At 74.5% G+C, this 21,569-nt stretch carries 20 protein-coding genes; 17 read left to right on the top strand and 3 right to left on the bottom strand.

What is annotated here, in order from left to right:
• The first annotated feature begins 321 nt into the window (after positions 1-321).
• The 10 genes from ABT026_RS20815 (at position 322) to ABT026_RS20770 (ending at position 12,862) form a co-directional block, all read left to right on the top strand.
• Positions 322-6,363, top strand: coding sequence for a non-ribosomal peptide synthetase (locus ABT026_RS20815; protein WP_351116242.1), 6,042 nt, complete (start codon positions 322-324; stop codon positions 6,361-6,363).
• 109 nt (positions 6,364-6,472) lie between these two features.
• A complete protein-coding gene (locus ABT026_RS20810; RefSeq protein ID WP_351116240.1) occupies positions 6,473-6,721 on the top strand; it encodes an acyl carrier protein in 249 nt (82 codons plus the stop codon).
• Complete coding sequence (locus ABT026_RS20805) at positions 6,718-7,977, top strand: condensation domain-containing protein (RefSeq protein WP_351116239.1); 1,260 nt, start codon at positions 6,718-6,720, stop codon at positions 7,975-7,977. Before ABT026_RS20810 ends, ABT026_RS20805 begins: the two co-directional genes overlap by 4 nt.
• A complete protein-coding gene (locus tag ABT026_RS20800) occupies positions 7,974-9,881 on the top strand; it encodes a N,N-dimethylformamidase beta subunit family domain-containing protein (protein ID WP_351116238.1) in 1,908 nt (635 codons plus the stop codon). The genes ABT026_RS20805 and ABT026_RS20800 overlap by 4 nt, the downstream gene beginning before the upstream one ends.
• Positions 9,839-10,579, top strand: a complete 741-nt coding sequence (locus tag ABT026_RS20795) for an SOS response-associated peptidase (RefSeq protein WP_351116236.1) — start codon at positions 9,839-9,841, stop codon at positions 10,577-10,579. The genes ABT026_RS20800 and ABT026_RS20795 overlap by 43 nt, the downstream gene beginning before the upstream one ends.
• Before the next feature lie 89 nt (positions 10,580-10,668).
• Complete coding sequence (locus ABT026_RS20790; RefSeq protein WP_351116234.1) at positions 10,669-10,836, top strand: hypothetical protein; 168 nt, start codon at positions 10,669-10,671, stop codon at positions 10,834-10,836.
• Between the two features lie 186 nt (positions 10,837-11,022).
• Entirely contained in the window at positions 11,023-11,364 is a 342-nt protein-coding gene (locus ABT026_RS20785) for a hypothetical protein (RefSeq protein ID WP_351116233.1), read from the top strand.
• Positions 11,365-11,492: 128 nt separating this feature from the next.
• On the top strand, positions 11,493-11,699 hold the full coding sequence (locus tag ABT026_RS20780) for a hypothetical protein (protein WP_351116231.1): 207 nt from the start codon (positions 11,493-11,495) through the stop codon (positions 11,697-11,699).
• Between the two features lie 111 nt (positions 11,700-11,810).
• Positions 11,811-12,416 carry a class I SAM-dependent methyltransferase gene (locus ABT026_RS20775; protein ID WP_351116230.1) on the top strand — a complete coding sequence of 202 codons (606 nt, stop codon included), beginning with the start codon at positions 11,811-11,813 and terminating at the stop codon, positions 12,414-12,416.
• Positions 12,417-12,430: 14 nt separating this feature from the next.
• Complete coding sequence (locus ABT026_RS20770) at positions 12,431-12,862, top strand: hypothetical protein (protein WP_351116229.1); 432 nt, start codon at positions 12,431-12,433, stop codon at positions 12,860-12,862.
• An 8-nt stretch (positions 12,863-12,870) separates the two neighbouring features.
• Here ABT026_RS20770 and ABT026_RS20765 read toward each other — a convergent pair whose 3' ends face one another.
• On the bottom strand, positions 12,871-13,440 hold the full coding sequence (locus tag ABT026_RS20765; protein ID WP_351116227.1) for a PadR family transcriptional regulator: 570 nt from the start codon (positions 13,438-13,440) through the stop codon (positions 12,871-12,873).
• A 107-nt stretch (positions 13,441-13,547) separates the two neighbouring features.
• Here ABT026_RS20765 and ABT026_RS20760 point away from each other — a divergent pair, with 107 nt between their 5' ends.
• The 6 genes from ABT026_RS20760 to ABT026_RS20735 all read left to right on the top strand — a co-directional run bounded on the left by ABT026_RS20760 (position 13,548) and on the right by ABT026_RS20735 (position 18,196).
• Positions 13,548-13,964 carry a nuclear transport factor 2 family protein gene (locus tag ABT026_RS20760; RefSeq protein WP_351116225.1) on the top strand — a complete coding sequence of 139 codons (417 nt, stop codon included), beginning with the start codon at positions 13,548-13,550 and terminating at the stop codon, positions 13,962-13,964.
• A 357-nt stretch (positions 13,965-14,321) separates the two neighbouring features.
• Positions 14,322-14,585 carry a hypothetical protein gene (locus ABT026_RS20755; RefSeq protein WP_351116224.1) on the top strand — a complete coding sequence of 88 codons (264 nt, stop codon included), beginning with the start codon at positions 14,322-14,324 and terminating at the stop codon, positions 14,583-14,585.
• A gap of 52 nt (positions 14,586-14,637) precedes the next feature.
• Positions 14,638-14,718 (top strand): putative leader peptide, encoded by an 81-nt coding sequence (locus tag ABT026_RS20750; RefSeq protein ID WP_351116331.1) that lies wholly within the window; start codon positions 14,638-14,640, stop codon positions 14,716-14,718.
• Positions 14,719-14,923: 205 nt separating this feature from the next.
• Positions 14,924-15,928 (top strand): TauD/TfdA dioxygenase family protein, encoded by a 1,005-nt coding sequence (locus ABT026_RS20745; protein ID WP_351116222.1) that lies wholly within the window; start codon positions 14,924-14,926, stop codon positions 15,926-15,928.
• 215 nt (positions 15,929-16,143) lie between these two features.
• Positions 16,144-17,262, top strand: a complete 1,119-nt coding sequence (locus tag ABT026_RS20740; RefSeq protein ID WP_351116221.1) for an NAD(P)-dependent oxidoreductase — start codon at positions 16,144-16,146, stop codon at positions 17,260-17,262.
• Positions 17,263-17,272: 10 nt separating this feature from the next.
• A complete protein-coding gene (locus ABT026_RS20735) occupies positions 17,273-18,196 on the top strand; it encodes a DUF72 domain-containing protein (protein WP_351116220.1) in 924 nt (307 codons plus the stop codon).
• A 52-nt stretch (positions 18,197-18,248) separates the two neighbouring features.
• Here ABT026_RS20735 and ABT026_RS20730 read toward each other — a convergent pair whose 3' ends face one another.
• Complete coding sequence (locus tag ABT026_RS20730) at positions 18,249-18,767, bottom strand: HD domain-containing protein (protein ID WP_351116218.1); 519 nt, start codon at positions 18,765-18,767, stop codon at positions 18,249-18,251.
• Positions 18,768-19,011: 244 nt separating this feature from the next.
• On the opposite strand from ABT026_RS20730, the gene ABT026_RS20725 reads away from it, so the two are divergent.
• Positions 19,012-20,430, top strand: a complete 1,419-nt coding sequence (locus tag ABT026_RS20725; protein ID WP_351116217.1) for an FAD-binding oxidoreductase — start codon at positions 19,012-19,014, stop codon at positions 20,428-20,430.
• A gap of 108 nt (positions 20,431-20,538) precedes the next feature.
• Here the strand turns inward: ABT026_RS20725 and ABT026_RS20720 are convergent, their stop codons facing one another.
• On the bottom strand, positions 20,539-21,012 hold the full coding sequence (locus ABT026_RS20720) for a DoxX family protein (RefSeq protein ID WP_351116215.1): 474 nt from the start codon (positions 21,010-21,012) through the stop codon (positions 20,539-20,541).
• Between the last annotated feature and the right edge of the window lie 557 nt (positions 21,013-21,569).

Genomic DNA, 21,569 nt, shown 5'->3' with positions numbered 1-21,569 from the left:
CACGTCCGTGGACGGGTGGGACGCAGCCGACATGACACAGGGCTTACGGGGGCCCGGCAACTCGCGGGGCGGGGCCGGCACACCGGCCGGACCGGATCCGCTCCGGCCCGCCGGACGATCCGTGACCGCACCCTCCGCCCGCCCCCGCCGCACCCTTCCGCCCGGCGCCGCTCCGGCCCGGCGGCGAGTCCCGGGCGCCGCCCGCCACCGGACGTCCGACCACCGGACGCCCGGCCACGGGACCGCTCGCCACCGGACCGCCCGCCACCGGGCCGCTCCCGGCCCCACCCAGGCCGCCCCATGACCCCGGAGAGTCAACGAGTGAAGACCGGACCGCTCTCGATCGGCCAGCAGCGCCTGTGGTTCCTCCACCGGTTCGACCCGGACGACCCGTCCAACAACCTGTCGTACGCCTTCCGGCTGCGCGGCAGACCGGACGTCGCGGCCCTGGAGAAGGCCCTCACCGCGGTCGTGGAGCGGCACGACGCCCTGCGCACCCGCTTCACCGAGTCGGACGGCGTACCGACGGCGGTCGTGGAGGACCCGGCCCCCGTCGAGGTCGAACTGGTCGACGCCGCCACCGTCGAGGAGGCCGGGCGGATCGTCGCCGACCGGACCAACACGCGGTTCGACCTCGCGGCGAAGCCGCCGTTCCGGGTCACCCTCGTGCGGCTCGCCCCCGACGACCACGTCCTGTGCGCCGTGACGCACCACATCAACGGCGACAGCTGGTCGTTCAACGTCCTGTGGGACGAGGTCGCCGCCCACTACGCCGGGCGGGAGCTGCCGCCCCCGCCGCTCCAGTACAGCGAACTCGCCGCGGCGCGGCACGAGCCCGCCGACCTCGACTGGTGGATCGGCCAGCTCTCCGGCGCACCCGCCCTGGACCTGCCGACCGACCGGCCGCGCCCCGCCGAACGCGGACCGGCGGGCGGGCAGACCGAGTTCAGGATCTCCGCCGAACTGACCGCCGGAGTGCGCGAGGTGGCCAGACAGGCCCGCTGCACCCCGTACATGGTGCTGCTCGCCGCCTACCAGGTGCTGCTCGCCCGGCACAGCGGCCAGCGGGACTTCTGCGTGGGCACGCCCGCCGCCGGCCGCGGACGCCCCGAACTCGAGCGGGTCGTCGGCTTCCTGTCGACCAACCTGGTGCTGCGCTGCGACCTCACCGGCGACCCCGCCTTCGGCGACCTGCTGCGCGCCACCCGCAGGACCGTGCTCGGCGCCCTCTCGCACCCCGACGCCCCGTTCGAGCGCCTGGTCGGCGCGCTCGTGCGGGAACGCGACCTCAGCCGGACACCGCTGTACCAGGCCATGTTCGCCCTGCACAGCGAGGGGGACGCCACCGACCCGCTGCCCGGCCTGGACGCCGAGCCCTTCCCGCTCGGCTGGCACCCCGCCCGCTGCGACCTCTCCCTGGACCTCTTCGAGGAGCCCGACGGTTCCCTGAAGGCCTACCTGATCCACAGCAGCGAACTGTTCGACGACGCGACCGCCCTGCGGATCTGCGACCGCTACCGGCAGCTGCTCACCTCCGTCGTCGCCGACCCGCGGCAGCCGGTCTCACGCCTGGACCTGCTGCCGCCCGAGGAGCGCGCCCTCCTCGAGACGTGGAACGACACCGCCGTCGACCTCCCGGAACAGACGCTCGTCGACCTGGTGCTGGAGCGGGCGCTGGCCACGCCGGACGCCGTCGCCGTCGTCTCGGGCAGGACCCGGGCGACCTACCGGGAGCTGGCCGGCGCGGCCGCCGGACTCGCCGTGCGACTGGGGGAGCGTGGCGTGGGCCCCGGCGCGCGGGTGGCCGTGCGGAGCTCGCGCCGCGCGGAGATGATCGTCGCGCTGCTCGGCGTGGTCATGGCCGGCGCCGCGTACGTGCCGGTCGACCCCGACTACCCGGCGTCCCGCGTCGCCTACGTCATCGAGGACTGCGGCCCCGCCCTCGTCCTCACCGACGCCGACCTCGACGACGTCCTCGACCCGTCGGCGGCCGCCGACCCGGCCGCGGCCCGCCGCCCCGCGCCCGCCGACACCGCGTACGTCCTCTACACGTCCGGCTCCACCGGCAACCCCAAGGGCGTCGTCGTCCCGCACCGGGCCCTGACCAACTTCCTGCTCGCGCTGCGCACCCTGGTCGGCTCCACACCCGAGGACCGCTGGCTGGCCCTGACCTCCCTCTCCTTCGACATCAGCGCCCTCGAGCTCTACCTGCCGCTGGTCACCGGCGGCCGGGTCGTCGTCGCCGACGCCGACACCGCCCGCGACGGCGCCGTCCTGAGCCGCCTCCTCCACGCCGAACAGGTCACCCACGTCCAGGCCACCCCCTCCGGCTGGCGGGTGCTGCTCACCGGCGACCTTCCCCCGCTCACCGCGCTCACCGGCGGCGAGCCGCTGCCCCCGCGCCTGGCCGCCGAACTCCGCTCCCGGGTGCGCCGGCTGGTCAACATGTACGGGCCGACCGAGACCACCATCTGGTCCACCGCCTGGGAGGTACCGCACCACCCCGAGCGGGTGAGCATCGGCGCCCCCCTCGCCAACACCACCTGTCACGTCGTCGACGAGGCGGGCGCCCCGGTGCCCGTCGGCGTCCCCGGGGAACTGCTGATCGGCGGCGCGGGGGTCGCCGACGGCTACCTCGGCCGCCCCGAGCTCACCGCCGCGCGCTTCACCGACCTCGACGGCGAACGGGTCTACCGCACGGGCGACCTGGTCCGGCGCCTCGCCGACGGGACCCTGGAGTTCCTCGGCCGCACGGACGACCAGGTCAAACTGCGGGGCCACCGCATCGAACTCGGCGAGATCGCCACCGCGCTGGAGACCCACCCCCAGGTACGGCAGGCGGTGGTCGGCGTCGCCGACGAGCAACTGGTCGCCTTCCACGTCCCCGCCCCCGGAACCTCCGCCGAGGACGCCGCCCGGTCGGCCACGCACCTGCGCGACCACCTCGCCGACCGCCTGCCCGGCTACATGGTCCCGACCCGCTGGGTCCCCCTGAAGGAGCTCCCGCTCACCCCCAACGGCAAGGTCGACCGCAAGGCCCTGCCCTACCCGTCCGCCGCCGAACGGGACACGACCGGCAGACCGCCGGAGAGCGCGAGCGAGAAGCTGGTCGCCGCCGTCTTCGGCGAGATCCTGGAGGTGGCGGACGTCCGGGCGGACGACGACTTCTTCGCCCTCGGAGGCCACTCGCTGCGCGCCGCCATGGTCACCGCGCGACTCACCGCACGCACCGGCGTACCGGTCGCCGTCAGCGAGCTGTTCCGCCGCCCCACCGTGGCCTCGCTCGCCGCCCTGCTCGACACCGCGGGGCCCGACGCCGACGCCGACCCGGGCCCGCGTCCCAGGCCCGCCGGAAGCCCCGCACCGCTCTCCCACAGCCAGGAACGGCTGTGGTTCCTCCACCGGCTCGACCCGCACGACGCCGCCTACAACATGTGGATCGTCCACCGGCTGCACGGCCCCCTCGACCCGGCCGCGCTCCGGCGTGCCCTGGACGACCTCACCGCACGTCACGACATCCTGCGCACCCGCTTCCCCGAGGCCGACGGGGCGCCCACCGCGGTCGTCGAACCGGCCGGGCCCATGCCGCTGGAGGAACTGGCCGTCGCCGACGACCGGGAGGCCCTGGAGGCGGTGGCCGCCCGCACCAACGCGCCGTTCGACCTCGCCGCCGCGCCGCCGCTGCGGGCCGCGCTGATCCGCGTCGGCCAGCGCGGCGGCCCGGACGACGGCCCGGACGACGGCCCGGACGACGGCGCCGACGACCACGTCCTGTGCTTGGTCCTGCACCACATCCTCGGCGACGGCTGGTCGCTCGACCTGCTCCACGACGAACTCGCCGCGCTCTACTCCGGACGCCGACTGCCCGACGTGGCCCTGCAGTTCGGCGACGTGGCCGCCTGGCGGCGCGAGCGCGACACCACCGCCGCACTCGCCCACTGGCGCGACCACCTCGCCGACCCCACCCCCCTCGACCTGCCCGTCGATCACCCCCGCGCCCCCGTGCCCGCCCGCCGCGGCGCCCTGGTGCCGATCCGCCTCGACGCCCGCGAGGCCGACGCCCTCACCCGGCTCGGCCGCGCCCACGGCTGCACCCTGTTCATGGTGCTGCTCGCCGCCTACCAGACCCTGCTCGCCCGGCACACCGGCCACCACGACATCCTCGTCGGCACCGCCACCGCCGGCCGCGAACGCCTGGAACTGGAGGACGTCGTCGGCTACCTCACCGACGTCCTCGTCCTGCGCGGCGACCTCTCCGAGGACCCCGACGTCGCCGAACTGCTGCGCCGCACCCGCGCCGACGTCCTCGGCGCCTTCGCCCACCAGGACGTGCCGTTCGAGCAACTGGTCGCCGAACTGCGGGTGGAGCGCGACCTGTCGAGCACCCCGCTGTTCCAGACCATGGCGATCCTGCACAACCAGCAGACCCACCGCCCCGCCGACGCCTTCGCCGGACTGCGCAGCACCCCCTTCGACCATGGCTTCCAGCAGGCCAAGTTCGAACTGATGCTGGAGGCCTGGCACGACGACCGGGAACTCGTCGTCACCCTCGTCTACGACGCGGGACTGTTCGAGGACTCCACCATGACCCGGCTCGCCGAGCGGTTCGGGCAACTCCTGCGCGCCCTGCCCGACCACGAGAGCACCCCGCTCTCCGCCCTCCCGCTGCTCACCCCCCGGGACACCCCCGTCCTCGAAGGCCCGCCCCTCGCGGCGGACCTCCCCACCGTCCCCGAACTCCTCGCCCGCGCCGTGCGCGAGCACCCCGACCGGGTGGCCGTCGCCTGCGGGGAGCTGAGCCTGACCTACGCCCAGCTCGACGCCCGCGCCGCCGAAGTCGCCGCCGCCCTGCCCCACGGCGCGGTGGTCGGCATCCGCCTCGGCCGGCACCCCGACGCCGTCGCCGCGATGCTCGCCGCCTGGCGCGCCGGCAGCGCCTACCTCCCCCTCGACCCGGACTACCCCGAGCAGCGCCTCGCCCACATGGCCGAGGACAGCGGCGCCCGCGTCGTCCTCACCCCGGACGGACCGCAGCCGCTGCCGGGCACCACCGCGACCGACGCCGCCTACGTCATCTACACCTCCGGCTCCACCGGCGTCCCCAAGGGTGTCGTCGTCGGCCACGCCGCGCTCGCCGCCCGCGTCGCCTGGATGCGGGAGGCCTACCGACTACGCCCCGAGGACCGGGTCGTGCAGTTCGCCGCGCTCAGCTTCGACACCCACGTCGAGGAGATCTTCCCCGCACTCGCCTCCGGCGCCCGCGTCGACCTGCTCCCCGAGGGCGCCGTCACCCTGCCCGAACACCTCGACGGCGTCACCGTCCTCGACCTGCCGACCGCCTACTGGCACCACCTGGTCGAGGTGATCGACGACATCCCCTGGCCGGACACCCTGCGCCTGGTGATCCTCGGCGGCGAACAGGTCCACGAGAGCGCCGTCGCCCGGTGGCGCGAACGGTTCGGCGACCGCGTCCGGCTCGTCAACACCTACGGCCCCACCGAGGCCACCGTCATCTGCACCGCCGACGAACTCACCGGCGAGCCCACCGACGGACGGCCCCCCATCGGACGCCCGGTCGGCGGCGCCCGCGTCCTCCTGCTCGGCCCGCACGGCGAGCAGACGCCGCCCGGCGCGCCCGGAGAACTGTGCGTCGGCGGCGCCGGTCTCGCCGACGGCTACCTCGGCCGGCCCGACCTCACCGCCGAACGCTTCCCGCTGCTCGACGGGGAGCGGTACTACCGCACCGGCGACCGCGCCCGGCTGCGGCCCGACGGCCGCCTGGAATTCCTCGGCCGCCTCGACGACCAGGTCAAACTCCGCGGCTTCCGGATCGAACCCGGCGAGATCGAGGCCCACCTCGGCGGCCGTGGCGCCGTCGCCGTCCACGGCCAGACCCTGGTCGGCTACACCGTCGGCGACCCGGGAACGCTCCCGGACGAACTGCGCGCCACCCTCCCCCCGCACCTGGTGCCCGCCGCCTGGGTGGAACTGGACGCACTGCCGCTCACCCCCAGCGGCAAGCTCGACCGGGCAGCGCTCCCCGCCCCCGTCCGCACCCAGGAGTGGACCGCCCCGCGCACCGACGCCGAACTGCTGGTCGCCGACGTCTACGCCGAAGTCCTCGACACCCCCCGCATCGGCGCGCTGGACGACTTCTTCGCCCTCGGCGGCCACTCCCTGCTCGCCGTCCGGGTCATCGCCCGGCTGCGCGCCGCCACCGACGTCGACCTGCCCATCCGCACCCTCTTCGACCAGGGCACCGTCGAGGGCGTCGCCCGGGCGCTGGAGGACCGGCTGCTCGCCGAGCTCGAACAGCTCACCGACGAGGAAGCCGCCCTGTTGCTCGCCCAGGAACCGTCCTGACCGGACCGGCGAACCAACGGCGCGCCCGGACACCGGCCGCGCGAGCGGACACCGGCCGGCCCGCGAGGACACCGCACCACCGCACCACACCGTCGCAGGAAGGAAACACATGACCAGAGACGAGATCACGCAGCGGCTCGCGGAACTCGTCGCCGAGGTTTCGGACGGCGACATCCCCGCCGAGCAGGCCCGCGACGCGGGCGTCCCGCTCTCCGTGCTCGGGCTCACCTCGCTGTCCCGGATGCGGCTGATCGACGCGGTGGAGACCGAGTTCGACGTCGAACTCGACCTCGGCGAGCGGGACTGGACGATGCTGGACGACCTCGGCGCCCTCGCCGACCACCTGGAGCACCGGTGATCCTCCCCTTCGCCGGGCCGTTCGGCGGCACCGGCCCCCTCACCTGGGGCCAGCTGGCCATCTGGGACGCCATCGAACGGACCGCGCCGGACGACCACTACTTCAACTTCGGCCGCGTCCTGAAGGTCCCCGGCGTCCGCTCCCTCGACGAGACGACCGCCGCGCTCGCCGCGCTGCTCGGCACCCACGACTCGCTGCGCACCCGGCTCGACCTGCCCGGCGGCGGCGACCTGCCGCGCCAGCGGCTCGCGGAGGGCGGGGAGCTGCCGGTGCTGCTCTCCACCGACGACCCGGAGAAACTGCTCACCGAGCTGTGCTCCACCCGGTTCGACTACGAGAACGAATGGCCGCTGAGGGTCGCCCTGGTCACCGACGGGCCCCGGGTCACCCACGTCGTGCTCGCCTTCTGCCACCTCGCCGCCGACGGGCTCGGAGCGGACGTCGCCGTCCGCGACCTGCGGATGCTGCTGCTGCGGGGCGCCGCCGCGGGCCGGCCCACCGCGGCCAGCCCGCTCGACCTCGCCCGCTGGCAGGCCGGGGCCGAGGGCCGCCGGGTCGCCCGGCGGGCCGCCGCCGTCTGGGAGGCCGTCCCCCACCAGGTGATGTTCGACCGGGAGACCCCGGAGGCCGACCGCGTCGACCGGCCCCGCGTCTGGCGCGCCCAGCTCTCCTCCCCGGCGCTCGGCCTGGCCGCGCGGGCCGTCGCCGCCCGCCACCACACCTCCACCTCCACCGTGCTGCTCACCGCCACCGCCGCGCTGGTCAACCGGTGCACCGGGAAGGACCGGAGCGTGGTGCTGCCCATCGTCCACAACCGCTTCCGGCAGGACACCGCACGGATGGTCAGCATGGTGTCCCAGGAGGGCGTCTTCGTCCTCGACGGGGCCGACCGCGGCCTGGACGACCTGCTGGGCGCAGCCGGCTCCGCCTCGCTGCGGGCCTACCGCAGCGCCTTCCACGACCCGCTGGACCGGATGCGGGGCGACTGGGTGCAGCCCCTGTGCTGCTTCAACGACCAGCGCTTCGCCGAACCCGGCCCGGCGCCGCGCGCACCGGAGGAGATCCGGGCCGCCCTCCCGGCCACCACCCTGTCCTGGCCGCTCAGCCAGGACCGCCTCAACTGCCGCTTCTGCGTGCACGTCGGCGGCGACCTGGAGGTCTCCCTCACCGCCGACACCCACTTCCTGCCGCGCCGGCGCATGGAGCGGTTCCTGCTCGACCTGGAGTCCCTGGTGGTCGCCGAGGCCGGCGCATGAGCGTCACCGCCTGGGCCACCGCCACCTCCTGCCCGCAGGGCGCGACACTCAGGTTCCGGCTGGAGGCGCCCGGAGCGGTGCCGGTGACGGTCACCGACGCCACCGACGGGCGGGCCGTCCTGCGGGGCCTGGCCGCCGGCCCCTGGTGGGAACTGGAGATCCCCGAGGACTGGCCCAGTTCCCTCTACCGCGCCCGGTTCGGCGACCTGCCCGAGGAGGACCGCCCCCGCGAGCTGCCCGGCACGGCCGCCCCCGCGGACCACGAGGTCTGGTTCGTCGTCCGGGAGGCCGTCCCCACCGCGCCCGTCCTGGTCAGCGTCCCGTTCACCACCTGGCAGGCCTACAACCGCGCCGGGGAACCCGGAGAGGGCCTCTACTGGACGGAGTCGCCCACCCGCGCCCGCAGGGTGAGCTTCGACCGCCCCGGCGGAGGACCCCCGCCCGAGCGGTGGGAGGAAGGCCTGCTGCGCTGGCTGCGGCCGGCCGGCTACCAGGTCGCCTACTGCTCCAACCTCGACCTCCACGACGGCCGCGAACTGCTCTCCGGGCACCGGCTGCTGGTCGTCAACGGACACGACGAGTACTGGTCGGCCGGGATGCGCGACTGCGTCGAGGAGTTCGTCCGGCAGGGCGGCAACGCGGCCTTCTTCTCCGGCAACACGGCCTGGTGGCAGATCAGGCTGGAGGACGACGGCCGCACCATGGTCTGCCACCGCGACGCCCTCGACGACCCGTGCGCCGACCCCGCCCTGGCCACCGTCGAGTGGTCCGCCACCGGCCGGCCCGAGAACGGCCTCACCGGCGTCAGCTTCCGCGCCGGAGCGGGTATCTGGGGCCCGCACATGGCGCGGATGCTCGAGGAGTCGTACACCGCGCGCTTCGCCGGACACTGGGTCTTCGACGGCACCGGGCTCGGCGACGGCGACAAGTTCGGCCAGGGCTGCCTCGGCTACGAGACCGACGCCGCAGAGTACCGGGAGGTCCACGGCATCCCCCGGGTCACCTGCCACGACGGCACCCCGCCCACCTTCGTGGTGCTGGCCACCGCCGACCTGCGGCACTGGAGCGCCCACGGCCAGGGCGGCGCGGCCACCATGGGCGTCTTCACCAACGGCGCCGGCACGGTCTTCAACGCCGCCACCGTCAACTGGGGCCACGCCCTGGACGACCCCGTGGTGGACCGGATCACCCGCAACGTGCTGGACCGGCTCTCCACCGCCCTCCCCGACTGGGAGGTCGTCGGCGACGCCGCCGGGCTGCGCGCCCTCGCGGTCCAGGGCCGCACCCTGTACGGCATCGGCCCCGACGACCGGCTGCTCGGCCGCGAACTGTGCGGCCAGAACCTGCCCTGGCAGCCGGTGGGACCGGGCGGGGGAGTGGTGGCGCTGGCCGCGCCCCGCGAGGCGGCCGGCCAGGTGGGCTGCGGCCTCTACGGCGTCACCGCCGACGGCAGACTGCTGCGGCGCGAGCGCGACGGCTGGCTCGACCTGTGCCCCGCGCCGCGGGACGCCGTCGGCCTCGCCGTCGCCGACTGCGCCTTCCACCTCCTGACCGCGGACGGCGACCTGTGGAGGAGTTCCTTCGCCACGCCGGACCACTGGGAGCGCGATGCCGTCGCGCCGGGCGAGCGGCCCCTGCGCCGCCTCGCCGCGGCCAACGGCAGGCTGTTCGCCCTGGACGCCGCGGGCGCACTGCTCGCCCGCCTGCCCACCGACCCGCACTGGACGCCGCTCGCCGGGACCTCCGGCGTCCGCGCCCTCACCGCGCACGCCGGCTGGCTGGTCACGGCGGGCGACGACGAACTCCTGCGCCGCGGGAAGGTCGCCTCGTTCGCGGGTGCCGGCCGTGCCACAGTGGAGGCATGTGCGGCCGTTACGTCTCCACCCGTAGTCCTCAGGAACTGACCCGGATCTTCGACGTGGTGGAATGGCGCCCCGAGGAGACCCTGGAACAGAACTGGAACGTCGCCCCCACGGACGAGGTCTACGCCGTCCTCGAACGCGCCCCGCGCGGCGAGGACGAGGGGGCGCCGGTGCGCAGGGAACTGCGAACGCCGCGCTGGGGCCTGGTGCCCTCCTGGGCGAAGGATCCGAAGATCGGCTCCCGGATGATCAACGCCCGGGTGGAGACGGTGCACGACAAGCCGGCCTTCCGCCGCGCCTTCGCCCGCCGCCGTTGCCTGCTGCCGGCGGACGGCTTCTACGAGTGGGAGCAGGTGAAGGACGAGGCCACCGGCAGGACGCGCAAGCAGCCGTACTTCATCCACCCCGCCGACGGCGAGGTCATGGCCCTCGCCGGTCTGTACGAGTACTGGCGCAACCCGGAGGTCAAGGACGGGGACGACCCCGCCGCCTGGCTGCTGACCTGCACCGTCATCACGACCGAGGCCACCGACGAGGCGGGCCGCGTCCACCCCCGTATGCCGCTCGCCCTCGCCGCCGACCACTACGAGGACTGGCTGGACCCGCGCCACGAGGACCCCGACCACCTCCGCGCCCTGCTCACCCGCCCCGCGGACGGCCGGCTCGACGCCCGGCCCGTCTCCCCGGCCGTCAACAACACGCGCAGCAACGGGCCGCAGCTCCTCGACCCGGTGGGCTGAGGCCGGGCGCATGTCGCCGACGTCTATTGACAAACGATAGGTACCCGCCGATATTCGATACCTGACGTGATCGACGGAGAGGCGGCGGGATGAGGACGGCGGTACCGGTGGCGATCAGCCTGATCGGGCTGGCCCTGATGACCTTCATGATCGTCACGGAGAGCGAACCCGGGGCGCTGCCCCTCGCCCTGGTCGCCCTGGGCGCGGCCTGGTTCGGCCTCGCCCGCCTGAGGGGCCGTCCCTCCAGCGGCGGCTGACCGGCGCGGGCGGGTACCGCCCTCGGCGGCGGTTCGCCTCTCGCCACTCCCCGGGATTCCACGTCACGGGCGTGCCTCCAGCAGGGGCCGAACGCGAGGGGCAGGCCGGCGCCTGAGTACCCGCGCACCGGCAGTTGAGTATCCGTACGAGGGCGCCGCGGACGCCTTCCGGCGTTGGATCGGGTCATGGACATCGACACCCACCTTCGGACGCCCCCGGCCGGGCCCGCCGCACGACCCGACCGCTCGCGGTCCTGTTCCGTTCTCGTCGCCGTTCTCTTCGCGCCGGCTGCCCTGGCCGCCGGTGTGCTGACCCTGACGTCCGAGCGCGCTGCGCGCTGTCTGACCTACGGGGAGGGATGCTCTCCGGCCCTGCCCGACCAGCTCTTCCCCTGGAGCCTCGGCCTCGCTGCGACGGCCTGTCTCGTCGCCCTGGCGGCGCCGGTCGCACAGCTGAGGCGTGGAGCGCTCGCCGTGCAGGTCGTCGCGGAGTGCGCGGCGCTGCTTGCGATCCTCAGCCACGCGTGACGCCGCGTCGTCCAGGGGAGCAGCGGGTGCCGGCGGTTTCGAGGGAGGCTCGAGGGCGGCTGCGGGGGAGGGGGTGAGCCTGGTGCCCGTCCGGAAGGCCGGTTCCGTCCTGCGACGAAGGGCTCCCCATGCGCACCTCAGAGGTTCGACCGATCGCGAGTCGCGGCGCGCTGGCCGTGCGGGCCGCCCACGCGCTGGCCGCGTCCGCCGACATCGAGACGCTCCAGCGGATCCTGGGCCTCGACCACGACGAGCCCGGGCCCGCCGTCGAGCAGTCCCGCCGTGGGCCCGCCGCCGGCGGGCGGCCCGCCGTACGGGGCGACGTGGCCGCCTGACCCGGCCGGGTCTGCCGGGTGTCCTCGGCGCCGGGCCGGTGGTTCGTGGACCGTCGCGCGTGCCCGGGACGGCCGTCATGCCTGGCACGTGGGCCTCTCTATAGTGGCCGTATGAGCCGTTGGAACGACCTGACCGGTGGGACGTCCGGAGAGGACTACGCCGCACGGTTCGCGGCGCTGGCGCGCAGCGGGAAGGACATGCACGGCGAGGCGCGGTTCTGCGCCGCGCTGGTGCCGCCCGGGGCCCGGGTGCTGGACGCGGGGTGCGGCACGGGCCGTGTCATGATCCGGCTCGCCGAGCTCGGGTACGACTGCGTCGGCGTGGACCTCGACGCCTCGATGCTGGCGGTGGCGAGACAGCAGGCGCCGCAACTGCCCTGGTTCCAGGCCGACCTGGCCGAACTCGACGCCGAGGCCCTCGGCGGCGCCGAGGACTTCGACCTCGTGGTGGTCGCGGGCAACGTCTTCCAGCTGGTCGCCGACGGCACCGTCGCGACGGTGGTCCGGCGCCTGACCGCGGTGCTGCGGCCGGGCGGTCTGCTGGTCTCCGGCTTCGGCCTGGACGAGGCCCACCTGCCGGTCTCGCCCACCCTCACCCTGAGCCAGTACGACGGCCACTGCGAGTCCGCGGGCCTCGCCCTCGTCGACCGCTTCGCCACCTGGGACGCCGACCCCTATGACGGTGGCGGCTACGCCGTCTCCGTCCACCACCGCTGACGCGGTCGGGGCCCGTGGGGGAGGGAGAGCGGGAGCGCCGGGAGGGCGTCCTGCGCCTGCCCGAGGGGTCCTGGTGGGACTGGGACGTCATCGCCTGGGACTCCGGTCAGTTCCGGCTCGCGGCGGGGTGGGACCTCACGTACCACCACGGACTGGAACTGGTCTTCGGCGACCCCGCCTTCGTGAGCTGCCCGGCCGGCTTCCACGACCCGGTCTTCCGCGCCCCGACGGACGAGGAGCGCGCGGGCGTCGCCCGGCGGCTCGGCGAGGAGCCGCCCGTGCTCGTCGCGTTCGACGCCGACGCGGGCGGACGGGACTTGTTCCCCTGCCTCGTCGCCGCCGAGCGGCTGGAGATCGTGCACGGCACCGTACTGCGGTACTGGCGCGACGACCTGGCCCCGGGCCAGCGCCTCGCGCCGTGGGTGAGGCCGCCGTCGGGCCGATGACCCGGTGCTCACCGTGGCGAAGGGCTGCCCCGCCGCTCCCGCAGGACCGCCACGGCGCGCTCGCACCAGTCGCGGTTGCCCTCCTCGAAGGCGAGGCCGCGCAGACAGGTCAGGTACGGGCCGATCCGGTCGCCGTGGCGCAGGAACTCCTCCTCGGTGCGGTCGCCGCGGATGGCGCGCAGCAGCTTCCCGAAGAGGTCGACCTTGGCGCGGGCGAACGCGGCCCGCTCCTCGAGCCGCGTGATCAGCGCGGCGGTGTCCACCCGGTCCGCCGCCTGGACCTGGACGAGCAGGTCGTCGCGGATGAAGGAGGGTTTCGTGGAGACCGCGGTGAACGCCTCGAGTTCCGTCAGCCCGGCCTCCGTCACCTCGAACAGGCGCTTGTTGGGCCGGCTCTCCTGCACGACCTCCCGGCCCCGGACCAACCCGTCCCGCTCCAGCCTGCCCAGCTCGGCGTAGAGCTGCTGGGGCTGGGCGTACCAGAAGTTGGCGACGCCCAGGTCGAAGGCCTTGGCCAGCTGGTAGCCGCTGAGCTCCCCTTCGAGCAGTGCCGCCAGCACCGCGTGCCGCAGCGCCATCTCCCCGCCTCCTCGTCTTCTCGCCCGCCTCTGTCACCGAGGCAGATCCTATGGTAGTCATGAATCTGACTAATCATATCCATGACTATGGAAGGTGAGTACACGCCATGAACACCGCCGACCGCTTCCGCACCGCCGTGGACAGCCGTGACCTCGCGGCCATCGAGGAGCTCTTCACCGAGGACATCCGCCTGTACAGCCCGGTGAAGTTCACGCCCTTCGAGGGCAGGCCCATGGTCATGGGCCTCTTCGGGGTCCTGCTGCGCACCTTCGGGAACTTCCGCTACGTCGGCGACACCGCCGGCACCGTACAGACCGCCGACGGATCCGCCACCGACTCCGCGGTACTGGTTTTCCGTGCCGAGGTCGACGGCAAGGAGATCCACGGCATCGACCTGCTGCACTTCGACGACGACGGCCGGATCAAGGAGTTCACCGTCATGGTCCGCCCGGCCTCCGCGGTGCGGGCCCTCGGCGAGGCGGTCCTCGCCGGCCTCGTCGCCGACGGCCTCGTCCAGGCCTGACCCGACGCCGGGCTCCCGGCAACACCCGCGGGGTCGCCGGTCCGCGCCCCGATCAGGTCGCGGGGTTCGGTACCGGGCGTTCCCTCACGCGCTCCTCGTACCGCGAGGGCGCGTCCAGGATCCACGACCAGGCGGCACGGTCCTCGACGGGGCCGACCAGGGCGGCGCCGGTGACACCTCGCGGATCGTCGCGCTCGGCCGGCCCGAAGGCGGCCCAGATCCGCGTCAGCTGGTCGGCGTCGCCCAGGAGTTCGGCGAGGGCGTCGGCGACGGCGGATTCGCGGTGCGCGCTCTGCGCCAGGCGGTACGCGGTCGACGGGCGGAGCGAGACGTCGGCGTCCCTGGCGAGCCGGAGCCGTGCGTTCGCCGCTGCTGCTGACGGCCTTCCTCGCGGTGGGCGGCGGCGCGCCGCGACTGGCCTGCGGGTACCTGGTGTTCGCCTCGGTGGTGAGCGTGCCGGCGACCTGGCGCATCCGCGGCACGGACCTGCACCTGACCACCGGGGCGAAGCCGGCGGCCTGTGCGCCGGCTGCGGGCGGTCCGGAGGCAGGCGGTACCGAGGCGGGCGGCCCGGGGGCGGGCGGTCAGGATGAGCGCGTCCGGCTCGTTGCGGGCTCGTGAAGCCGTCCCGTGATTCCTTGACCGGCCGCGGCCGCCTGACCATGCTCGAACCATGACCGCGACGACCTTCCTCGTGACGCGGCGCCACGTCGACCTGGGGCGCCTCGCCTCGGCGGCGTGTCCGGAGAGCTGACGCCGACCCTTCCGCGCACGCGCGCCGCTCGCTTGGCCCGCGCCCTCGCGCGGCCCGAGCCGCCGTGCGCGTGCGCCCCTCCCTTCCTCTCGGCCTCGTCAGGCCGGTGCGCCCCCCGTTCGGGGCCGCACCCTCCTGTCCGCATGCCCTGCCCGCGCCGCTCGGCGGAGGGCCGGGCCGGCCGGCTTCCCGTGAAAGGAACACCATGACCTCCACCACCGACGTCGCCCCCGCGACCGGCGCCGCCCAGGCCCCCACCACCCGCGCCGAGGCGGACGCCGCCGTCACCGTCGAGAAGGTCGGCGGCCGCATCGGCGCCGTGATCTCCGGGGTCCGCCTCGGCGGCGACCTCGACCGGGCGACCGTGGCCGCGATCCGCGCCGCGGTCCTCGAGCACAAGGTCGTCTTCCTCCGCGACCAGCACCACCTCGACGCCGCCGGTCACGAGGCGTTCGGGCGGCTGCTCGGCGAACTCGTCGCGCACCCCACCGTGCCCTCGGTGGACGGCCGTTACGCCCTCGGCATCGACAACGACCACGGCGGCCGGGCGAACCAGTGGCACACCGACGTGACCTTCGTGCCCGCCTACCCCGCCTTCTCCATCCTCCGCGCCGAGGTGATCCCGCCCTACGGCGGCAACACCCTCTGGGCGAACACGGCGGCCGCCTACGCCGAACTCCCGGAGCCCCTGCGGCTGCTGGCCGACAACCTGCGCGGGCTGCACACCAACGACTACGACTACGCCGCCGTCCGGCCGGGCGCCGTGTCCGCCGAACTGCTCCAGCACCGCGAGGTCTTCACCTCGGTCGCCTTCCGCACCGAGCACCCCGTGGTGCGCCTGCACCCCGAGACCGGCGAACGCACGCTGGTCCTGGGCAACTTCCTGCAGCGGTTCGCCGGGCTCGACGGCCGTGACTCGCGCGCCCTGTTCACCGTCCTCCAGTCGCACGTCGAGCGCCCGGAGAACACCGTGCGCTGGCAGTGGCGCGCGGGCGACGTCGCCATCTGGGACAACCGGGCCACCCAGCACTACGGCGTGGACGACTCCCACGACCACGAGCGCACCCTGCGCCGGGTCACGGTCGACGGGGACGTGCCGATCGGGGTGGACGGCCGCCGCTCGGTGCTGCTCGCCCCGGAGTCCGTGCCCGAGCCCGAGTACGGCATCGCGTCCGGCGCCTCCACCGACGGGGTGCTCGCCGAGGCCTGACATCCACGCCTGAGGGCCGACCCCGCCCTGGGGGCCAGCCTCCGCCCTGAGGGCCCCCGCTCCCGGGGGCCCACCGCCCGCTCCCGGGCCCACCGCCCGCTCCCGGGGCCGACGCCCCCGCCCCGAGGGTCGACGTCCGCTGCTCCGCCCACGACGCGGGGGCAGCGGGCGTCGGCCACCCCGGCCCGGAGGACGGAGCGGCGGAGGGCGCGGGCATGCTGATCATCGTGAACGACGACACCTCCGCTGCCCGGCGCGTCCTCGTGGTGGACCCCGCACCCGGCGAACAGGCGCTCACCGAGCTGACCGCCCTGGCCGGTCTCGGCCTCGTGCCGACGGTCAACGTCCGCAGGGTGCACGACGCGGCACTTCGCGCCCGCATCGCCGCCGCGTGGGACACGGTGGACTTCGACGGCTTCGACGAGCGGGAACTGGGCCGGCGCCTGGAGGACGAGGGCGAGGGCTACGAGGTGCTGAAGTGCCGGGCGGGCATCCCGCTCACGCGCGCCGTGCTGGAGCAGGCCACGGGGGAGCGCCTCCGGCGGCGCCTCGTGCTGGCCGGCCGCGCCGCGACGGGCTCCGACACCTTCGACCACCGGGCGGCCCGTGACCTCGGGGTCGCGATCCGCACCACCCCCGGCGCCAACGCGTCGGCGGTGGCCGAGCTGACCGTGGCGCTCATGCTCGACGCGCTGCGCGCGGTCTCCCGGCGCGACCGGGAGCTCCGTGCCGGTGCGTGGGGCGACGCCACGACGGGTCTGCCGGCCCCCGGCCTGTCCGACGCCCGGGTCGGGCTGGTGGGGACCGGCGCCGTCTCCCGCCGGGTGGCCGACCTGGTGCGTGCCTTCGGCGGCGAGGTCCTGGTCCTCGGATCGCCGCGCTTCACCCCGGACCGGGCCGCGGGGTGGCCCGGCCAGCGGGTGGAGTCCCTGGCCGAACTGCTGGCCGCCTGCGACGTGATCTCGGTGCACGTTCCGGCGACCCCGGAGACCGCAGGACTCGTCGGGGAGGCCGAACTGCGGGCCATGCGGCCCGGCTCCGTCCTGGTCAACACCAGCAGGGCCGCCGTGGTCGACGAGGACGCCCTCGACCGCGTGCTGCGGGACCCCGCCGCCGGACCCGCCCGGGCCGCGGTCGATGTCTTCACGCGCGAGGGCGCCCGCTTCTCCTCGCCGCTGACCAGCAACCCGCACTGCACCCTCTCGCCCCACGCGGCCGGCATGACCCGATCAGCGACGCGGGAAGCCTCGACCCGCCTGGTGGACGAGTTCGCCCGCTTCCTGACCGGCGGCGCGCAGCGGGGGACCACGGGGGAAAACGGCCGGGCGGGGTAACGGGAGGTCCATGGGTGACATCCTCGTGGGCACGTGCTCCTGGACCGACCGGGCGCTGGTCGGCAGCGGCTGGTATCCGGCGGGACGACGGGACGCCGAGGGGAGACTGCGGCACTACGCCGAGCAGTTCCCGGTCGTGGAGGTCGACTCGGCGTACTACGCCCTGCCGAGCGAGCGCAACAGCCGCCTCTGGGTGGAGCGGACGCCCGACGGCTTCGTGTTCGACGTGAAGGCGTTCTCCCTGCTGACCGGACACCCCACACGCGGTGCCGTGATGCCGCCCGGGCTGCCGGCGGACGCCCGCGACCCGGACGTCCTGGACGAGGTGTGGGCACGCTTCACCGCGGGCGTCGCCCCGCTGCGGGAGGTCGGGCGGCTGGGGAGCGTGCTCTTCCAGTTCCCGCCGTGGTTCCGGCCCGGCACGCGGGCCGAGACCTTCCTGGCGGACACCGCCCGGCGCACGCACGGCTGGCCCGTCGCCGTGGAGTTCCGGCACCCGCAGTGGTGGTGCGAGGACCAGGCCGGCCGGACCCGCGCGCTGCTCGCCCGGCACGGCATGGCGGCGGTGGCCGTCGACATGACGCAGACGCTGCCGTCCTCGATACCCCCGGTCACGCCCGTGACCTCGCCGCGTCTGTCCGTCGTGCGGTTCCACGGCCGCAGTCCCGCCTGGGGCTCCGGCAGCAAGGAGGACCGGTTCCGGCACACCTACGACGAGGCCGAACTCGCCGAGTGGACACCCCGGTTGCTCGACCTGGCCGGGCAGGTGGAGCAGCTGCACGTGCTGTTCAACAACTGCTGCGCCGACGCGGCCGTGCGGGCCGCCGAAACCATGACCCGCCTCCTGGGCCCCGCGGCGACCGGTCCCGCGAACGCCGGTTCAGCGGCCGCCGGTTCCGTGGGCGCCCGGACAGGTGACCGGGCGGACCGGTGAGTCGCCGGACCGGTGACCGGTGACCGGTGACCGGAGGGTCGGGCGGGGAGGGTCATGACGGGGCCGCCCGGCCTTCGCGCAGTTCGTCCAGCAGGGCCGGGTTGACGATCGTGACCACCGCCTCGACGTCGGCCCGGTCCACCGCCGCCCACAGGACCTCGCGCGCCGCCCGGTACTTCGCGCCCAGGCGGGCGCGCGCCTCCTCCGGGAGCGCGGCCGCGCGGTCGGCGCGGCTGTTGTGGGCGTTGTCGGCGATCTTCACCAGCGTGGCCTCCCGGTTCCCTGTGATGCGGCGGATCTTCTCCTCGTACGGGACGCCCGGCTGATTGGTCACCGCCTCGACGAGCCCGACCACGTCGTCCGGAACGCCCGCCGCCCGCAGCCCCTCCGCGGTCCAGGCGGTGTCCTCCACCACGTCGTGCAGCAGCCCCGCCATCACCAGCCGGTCCCCGAACGGCACGAGCCCGGCGGCGACCGCCCGGACGTGCTCGACGTACGGCACGCCGACCTTGTCGACCTGCCCGGCGTGCGCGGCGGACGCCAGCGCCTCGACCTCTTCGACGGTCCTCATCGGGCTTCCTTCCTGACGGGCCGGGCGCAGCCGACCGACGCTGAACGGGCCCGGCCGAGCCACCGACCCTGAACGGGCCCGGCGGAGGTGACCGGGCGGGCCGGTGCGAGGGCTCCGATTGTCGCGGACGCCACCGCGTCGCCACGAGACGGGGCGCGCACCCACCCCGTCGTGACCGCAACAGCCACCCGTGGCTCGCGCCCGGTGCCGCGTCGGGTGAGGCTGGGGGCGGGAGGTGATCCGCATGGGTGCGGAAGACAGCGGACCGGCCGAGGCGCCCGCCTCCGCCGTCGAGGGCCTCCGGGCCGTCCTGCGGGGCGAACTGCTCCAACCGGACGACCCCGGGTACGCGGCGGCCACACGGCTGTGGAACGGCTCGATCCGACGGCGGCCGGCCCTGGTCGCGCGGTGCGCAGGCGAGGCGGATGTCGTGGCGGCGGTCGGTTTCGCCCGTGACCACCGCCTCCCGCTCTCGGTGCGCGGCGGCGGCCACGGCGTGGCGGGGTACGCCCTGTGCGACGGCGGTCTGGTCGTCGACCTGTCCGGGATGACCACCGTCGAGGTCGACCCCGACGCGCGGTTCGTGCGCGCGCAGGGCGGCTGCACTTTGGGCCACGTCGACCGGGCGACCCAGCGGCACGGCCTGGCCGTGCCGCTCGGCGTGGTGTCGCAGACCGGTGTCGCGGGCCTGACGCTGTCCGGCGGCATGGGGTGGCTGCGCCGCGCCCACGGCCTGAGCTGCGACGCGCTGATGTCCGCGACGGTGGTCACCGCCGACGGCGAGGTCCGCGAGGCCGACTCGGAGCGCCATCCGGACCTGTTCTGGGCGATCCGCGGCGGCGGGGGGAACTTCGGCGTCGTCACCTCGTTCACGTACCGGCTCCACCCGGTCGGGCCGGAGGTGTACTTCTGCAACGTGTACTACCCGGCACGGTACGCCCGGGACGTGCTGCGCCACGTCGAGAGCCTGGTGTCCGAGCCCGGGGAGAGGACGGCCCCGCTCGCCGTGTTCGGCCGGGTCCCGGCGGACGAGGCGCTTCCCGCACACATCCACGGGGAACCGTTCGTCGCCGTGCTCGCGCTCTTCCCCGGCGGAGCCGAGGAGGGGGAGAGGGCACTGCGGCCGCTGCGGGAGATCGCCGAACCGCTGTTCGACCTGAGTGGCGTCACGACCTACCTCGACGTTCAGTCCCTGCTGGACGAGGAGTATCCCGACGGGAACCACTACTACTGGAAGTCCGTGAGCCTGCCCGGCCTCACCGACGAGCTGATCGACCGGCTCGCCGCGCTCGCCGAGCGTGCCCCGTCACCGGCGTCGACGGTGGACCTCTGGTTCCAGGGCGGCGCGATGGCGCGGGCCCCGTGGGAGGGGACCGCCTTCACCGGGCGGGGGGACGCCCATCTCGTCGGCATCGAGGGCAACTGGTCGGAGGCGGCCGACTCGGAGCGGAACATCGGCTGGGTGCGGGAGACCTTCGCCGCCCTGCGGGCCTTCTCCTCCGGCGGCATCTACCTCAACTTCCCCGGTTTCCTCGAGGAGGGCGAGCAGTTGGTCCAGGAGAGTTTCGGGCCGCAGTACGAACGGCTGACGGCGGTCAAGGCGACCTACGACCCCGGCAACCTCTTCCGGCTCAACGCCAACATCACGCCCCGGCAGGAATGAGCGGCCAGGGGGGAACTGCGGCGTCGAAGCCGCGCGGAGATGAAGCCTGCCGCGGGCTCCGCCCTTTGGCAGGAGCCCGCGGCAGGAGTCGTCGGCGCGCGGGACCGATCAGGAAGTGGCCCGCACGGGTGTCGCCGGCTCGCTCGCCCTGGCGGTCGGCGTCCCACGGCGCAGGACGTTCTCCAGCGCGAAGGCTCCGGGGCCGATGAAGGCGATCAGCAGGAACGCCCAGCAGAACATGGCGGAGGCCTCACCGCCGTTCACAAGGGGGAACAGTCCGTTCGACTGATGGACGCTGAAGTAGGCGTAGGCCATGGAGCCGGAGGAGATCACGGCTGCCGTGCGGGTGAACAGGCCCAGGGCGACCAGGGATCCGCCGACGAGTTGGATGACGGCGGCCCACCAGCCGGGCCATGCCAGCGTGGGCACGGTGCCGCCGCCGTGGGCGCCGCCGAGAACACCGAAGAGGGAGGCCGCCCCGTGGCAGGCGAAGAAGAAGCCGGTCACCGCACGGAATGCGCCATGTACCACAGGGGTCGCGGTGCGTAACAGCTCCGGGGAATCGTTCGGCGGCACGCTCATGACTTACTCCTCGTGGGGGGTTTGGAGAAGTTTACATTTTGACGATCTTGAATCGATCGTTCGTTCAACCCTCGAACGCAGAATAGCGATTCGACTCAGCCGCGCCCACGTTCCCCGCCCGCCATTCCTTCCGGCACTCCTTGGGTACGGGCGGGACCCCTGAGTCGGTGAACTCGCCCGGTGATCGGCGTCCAGACGAAATCGGCGTACCGGCGTGGTGAAGGTACGTCACCCACCCGACACGTGCGAGAACGCGCGGGCGCAGCGGCGGCGATCCGGCACGCGTCGCCGCTGGTCACAGCGCGGTCCGCGCCGCCGCGGCGGACATCGGCCGCGGTGTCCCGCACGCCGGGCCCGCCGGGCGCGTCCGGATAGCGGTCGTGCCTTCGCGCCGCCGGGAGCGGCATTCCGGCCCCGCGGACGAGGCGGGCCGGACGATCCGCTCGCATTCCGCCCCGGCGGTCCCGCTCCCCGCATTCCGTGCCCCGACTTCCCCCGGGAACGCGGTTGCACCCGCCGTCCCTTCGCGGACAAGGTGAGGCGGAGGCAGGAAAGGA

Origin of the sequence: Streptomyces sp. NPDC002734 (assembly GCF_040295685.1) — a bacterium.
Taxonomy (GTDB): domain Bacteria; phylum Actinomycetota; class Actinomycetes; order Streptomycetales; family Streptomycetaceae; genus Streptomyces.
This window is presented reverse-complemented; position numbering and strand designations above follow the sequence as displayed.

What these genes read in the sequence shown, in the direction of transcription:
- ABT026_RS20760 (WP_351116225.1), top strand. Translation starts at nt 13,548, where the DNA reads ATGAACACCGCCGACCGCTTCCGCACCGCCGTGGACAGCCGTGACCTC.
- ABT026_RS20735 (WP_351116220.1), top strand. Translation starts at nt 17,273, where the DNA reads ATGGGTGACATCCTCGTGGGCACGTGCTCCTGGACCGACCGGGCGCTG.
- ABT026_RS20785 (WP_351116233.1), top strand. Translation starts at nt 11,023, where the DNA reads ATGGACATCGACACCCACCTTCGGACGCCCCCGGCCGGGCCCGCCGCA.
- ABT026_RS20720 (WP_351116215.1), bottom strand. Translation starts at nt 21,012, where the DNA reads ATGAGCGTGCCGCCGAACGATTCCCCGGAGCTGTTACGCACCGCGACC.
- ABT026_RS20780 (WP_351116231.1), top strand. Translation starts at nt 11,493, where the DNA reads ATGCGCACCTCAGAGGTTCGACCGATCGCGAGTCGCGGCGCGCTGGCC.
- ABT026_RS20725 (WP_351116217.1), top strand. Translation starts at nt 19,012, where the DNA reads ATGGGTGCGGAAGACAGCGGACCGGCCGAGGCGCCCGCCTCCGCCGTC.
- ABT026_RS20730 (WP_351116218.1), bottom strand. Translation starts at nt 18,767, where the DNA reads ATGAGGACCGTCGAAGAGGTCGAGGCGCTGGCGTCCGCCGCGCACGCC.
- ABT026_RS20740 (WP_351116221.1), top strand. Translation starts at nt 16,144, where the DNA reads ATGCTGATCATCGTGAACGACGACACCTCCGCTGCCCGGCGCGTCCTC.
- ABT026_RS20775 (WP_351116230.1), top strand. Translation starts at nt 11,811, where the DNA reads ATGAGCCGTTGGAACGACCTGACCGGTGGGACGTCCGGAGAGGACTAC.
- ABT026_RS20795 (WP_351116236.1), top strand. Translation starts at nt 9,839, where the DNA reads ATGTGCGGCCGTTACGTCTCCACCCGTAGTCCTCAGGAACTGACCCGG.
- ABT026_RS20745 (WP_351116222.1), top strand. Translation starts at nt 14,924, where the DNA reads ATGACCTCCACCACCGACGTCGCCCCCGCGACCGGCGCCGCCCAGGCC.
- ABT026_RS20800 (WP_351116238.1), top strand. Translation starts at nt 7,974, where the DNA reads ATGAGCGTCACCGCCTGGGCCACCGCCACCTCCTGCCCGCAGGGCGCG.
- ABT026_RS20810 (WP_351116240.1), top strand. Translation starts at nt 6,473, where the DNA reads ATGACCAGAGACGAGATCACGCAGCGGCTCGCGGAACTCGTCGCCGAG.
- ABT026_RS20765 (WP_351116227.1), bottom strand. Translation starts at nt 13,440, where the DNA reads ATGGCGCTGCGGCACGCGGTGCTGGCGGCACTGCTCGAAGGGGAGCTC.
- ABT026_RS20790 (WP_351116234.1), top strand. Translation starts at nt 10,669, where the DNA reads ATGAGGACGGCGGTACCGGTGGCGATCAGCCTGATCGGGCTGGCCCTG.
- ABT026_RS20750 (WP_351116331.1), top strand. Translation starts at nt 14,638, where the DNA reads ATGACCGCGACGACCTTCCTCGTGACGCGGCGCCACGTCGACCTGGGG.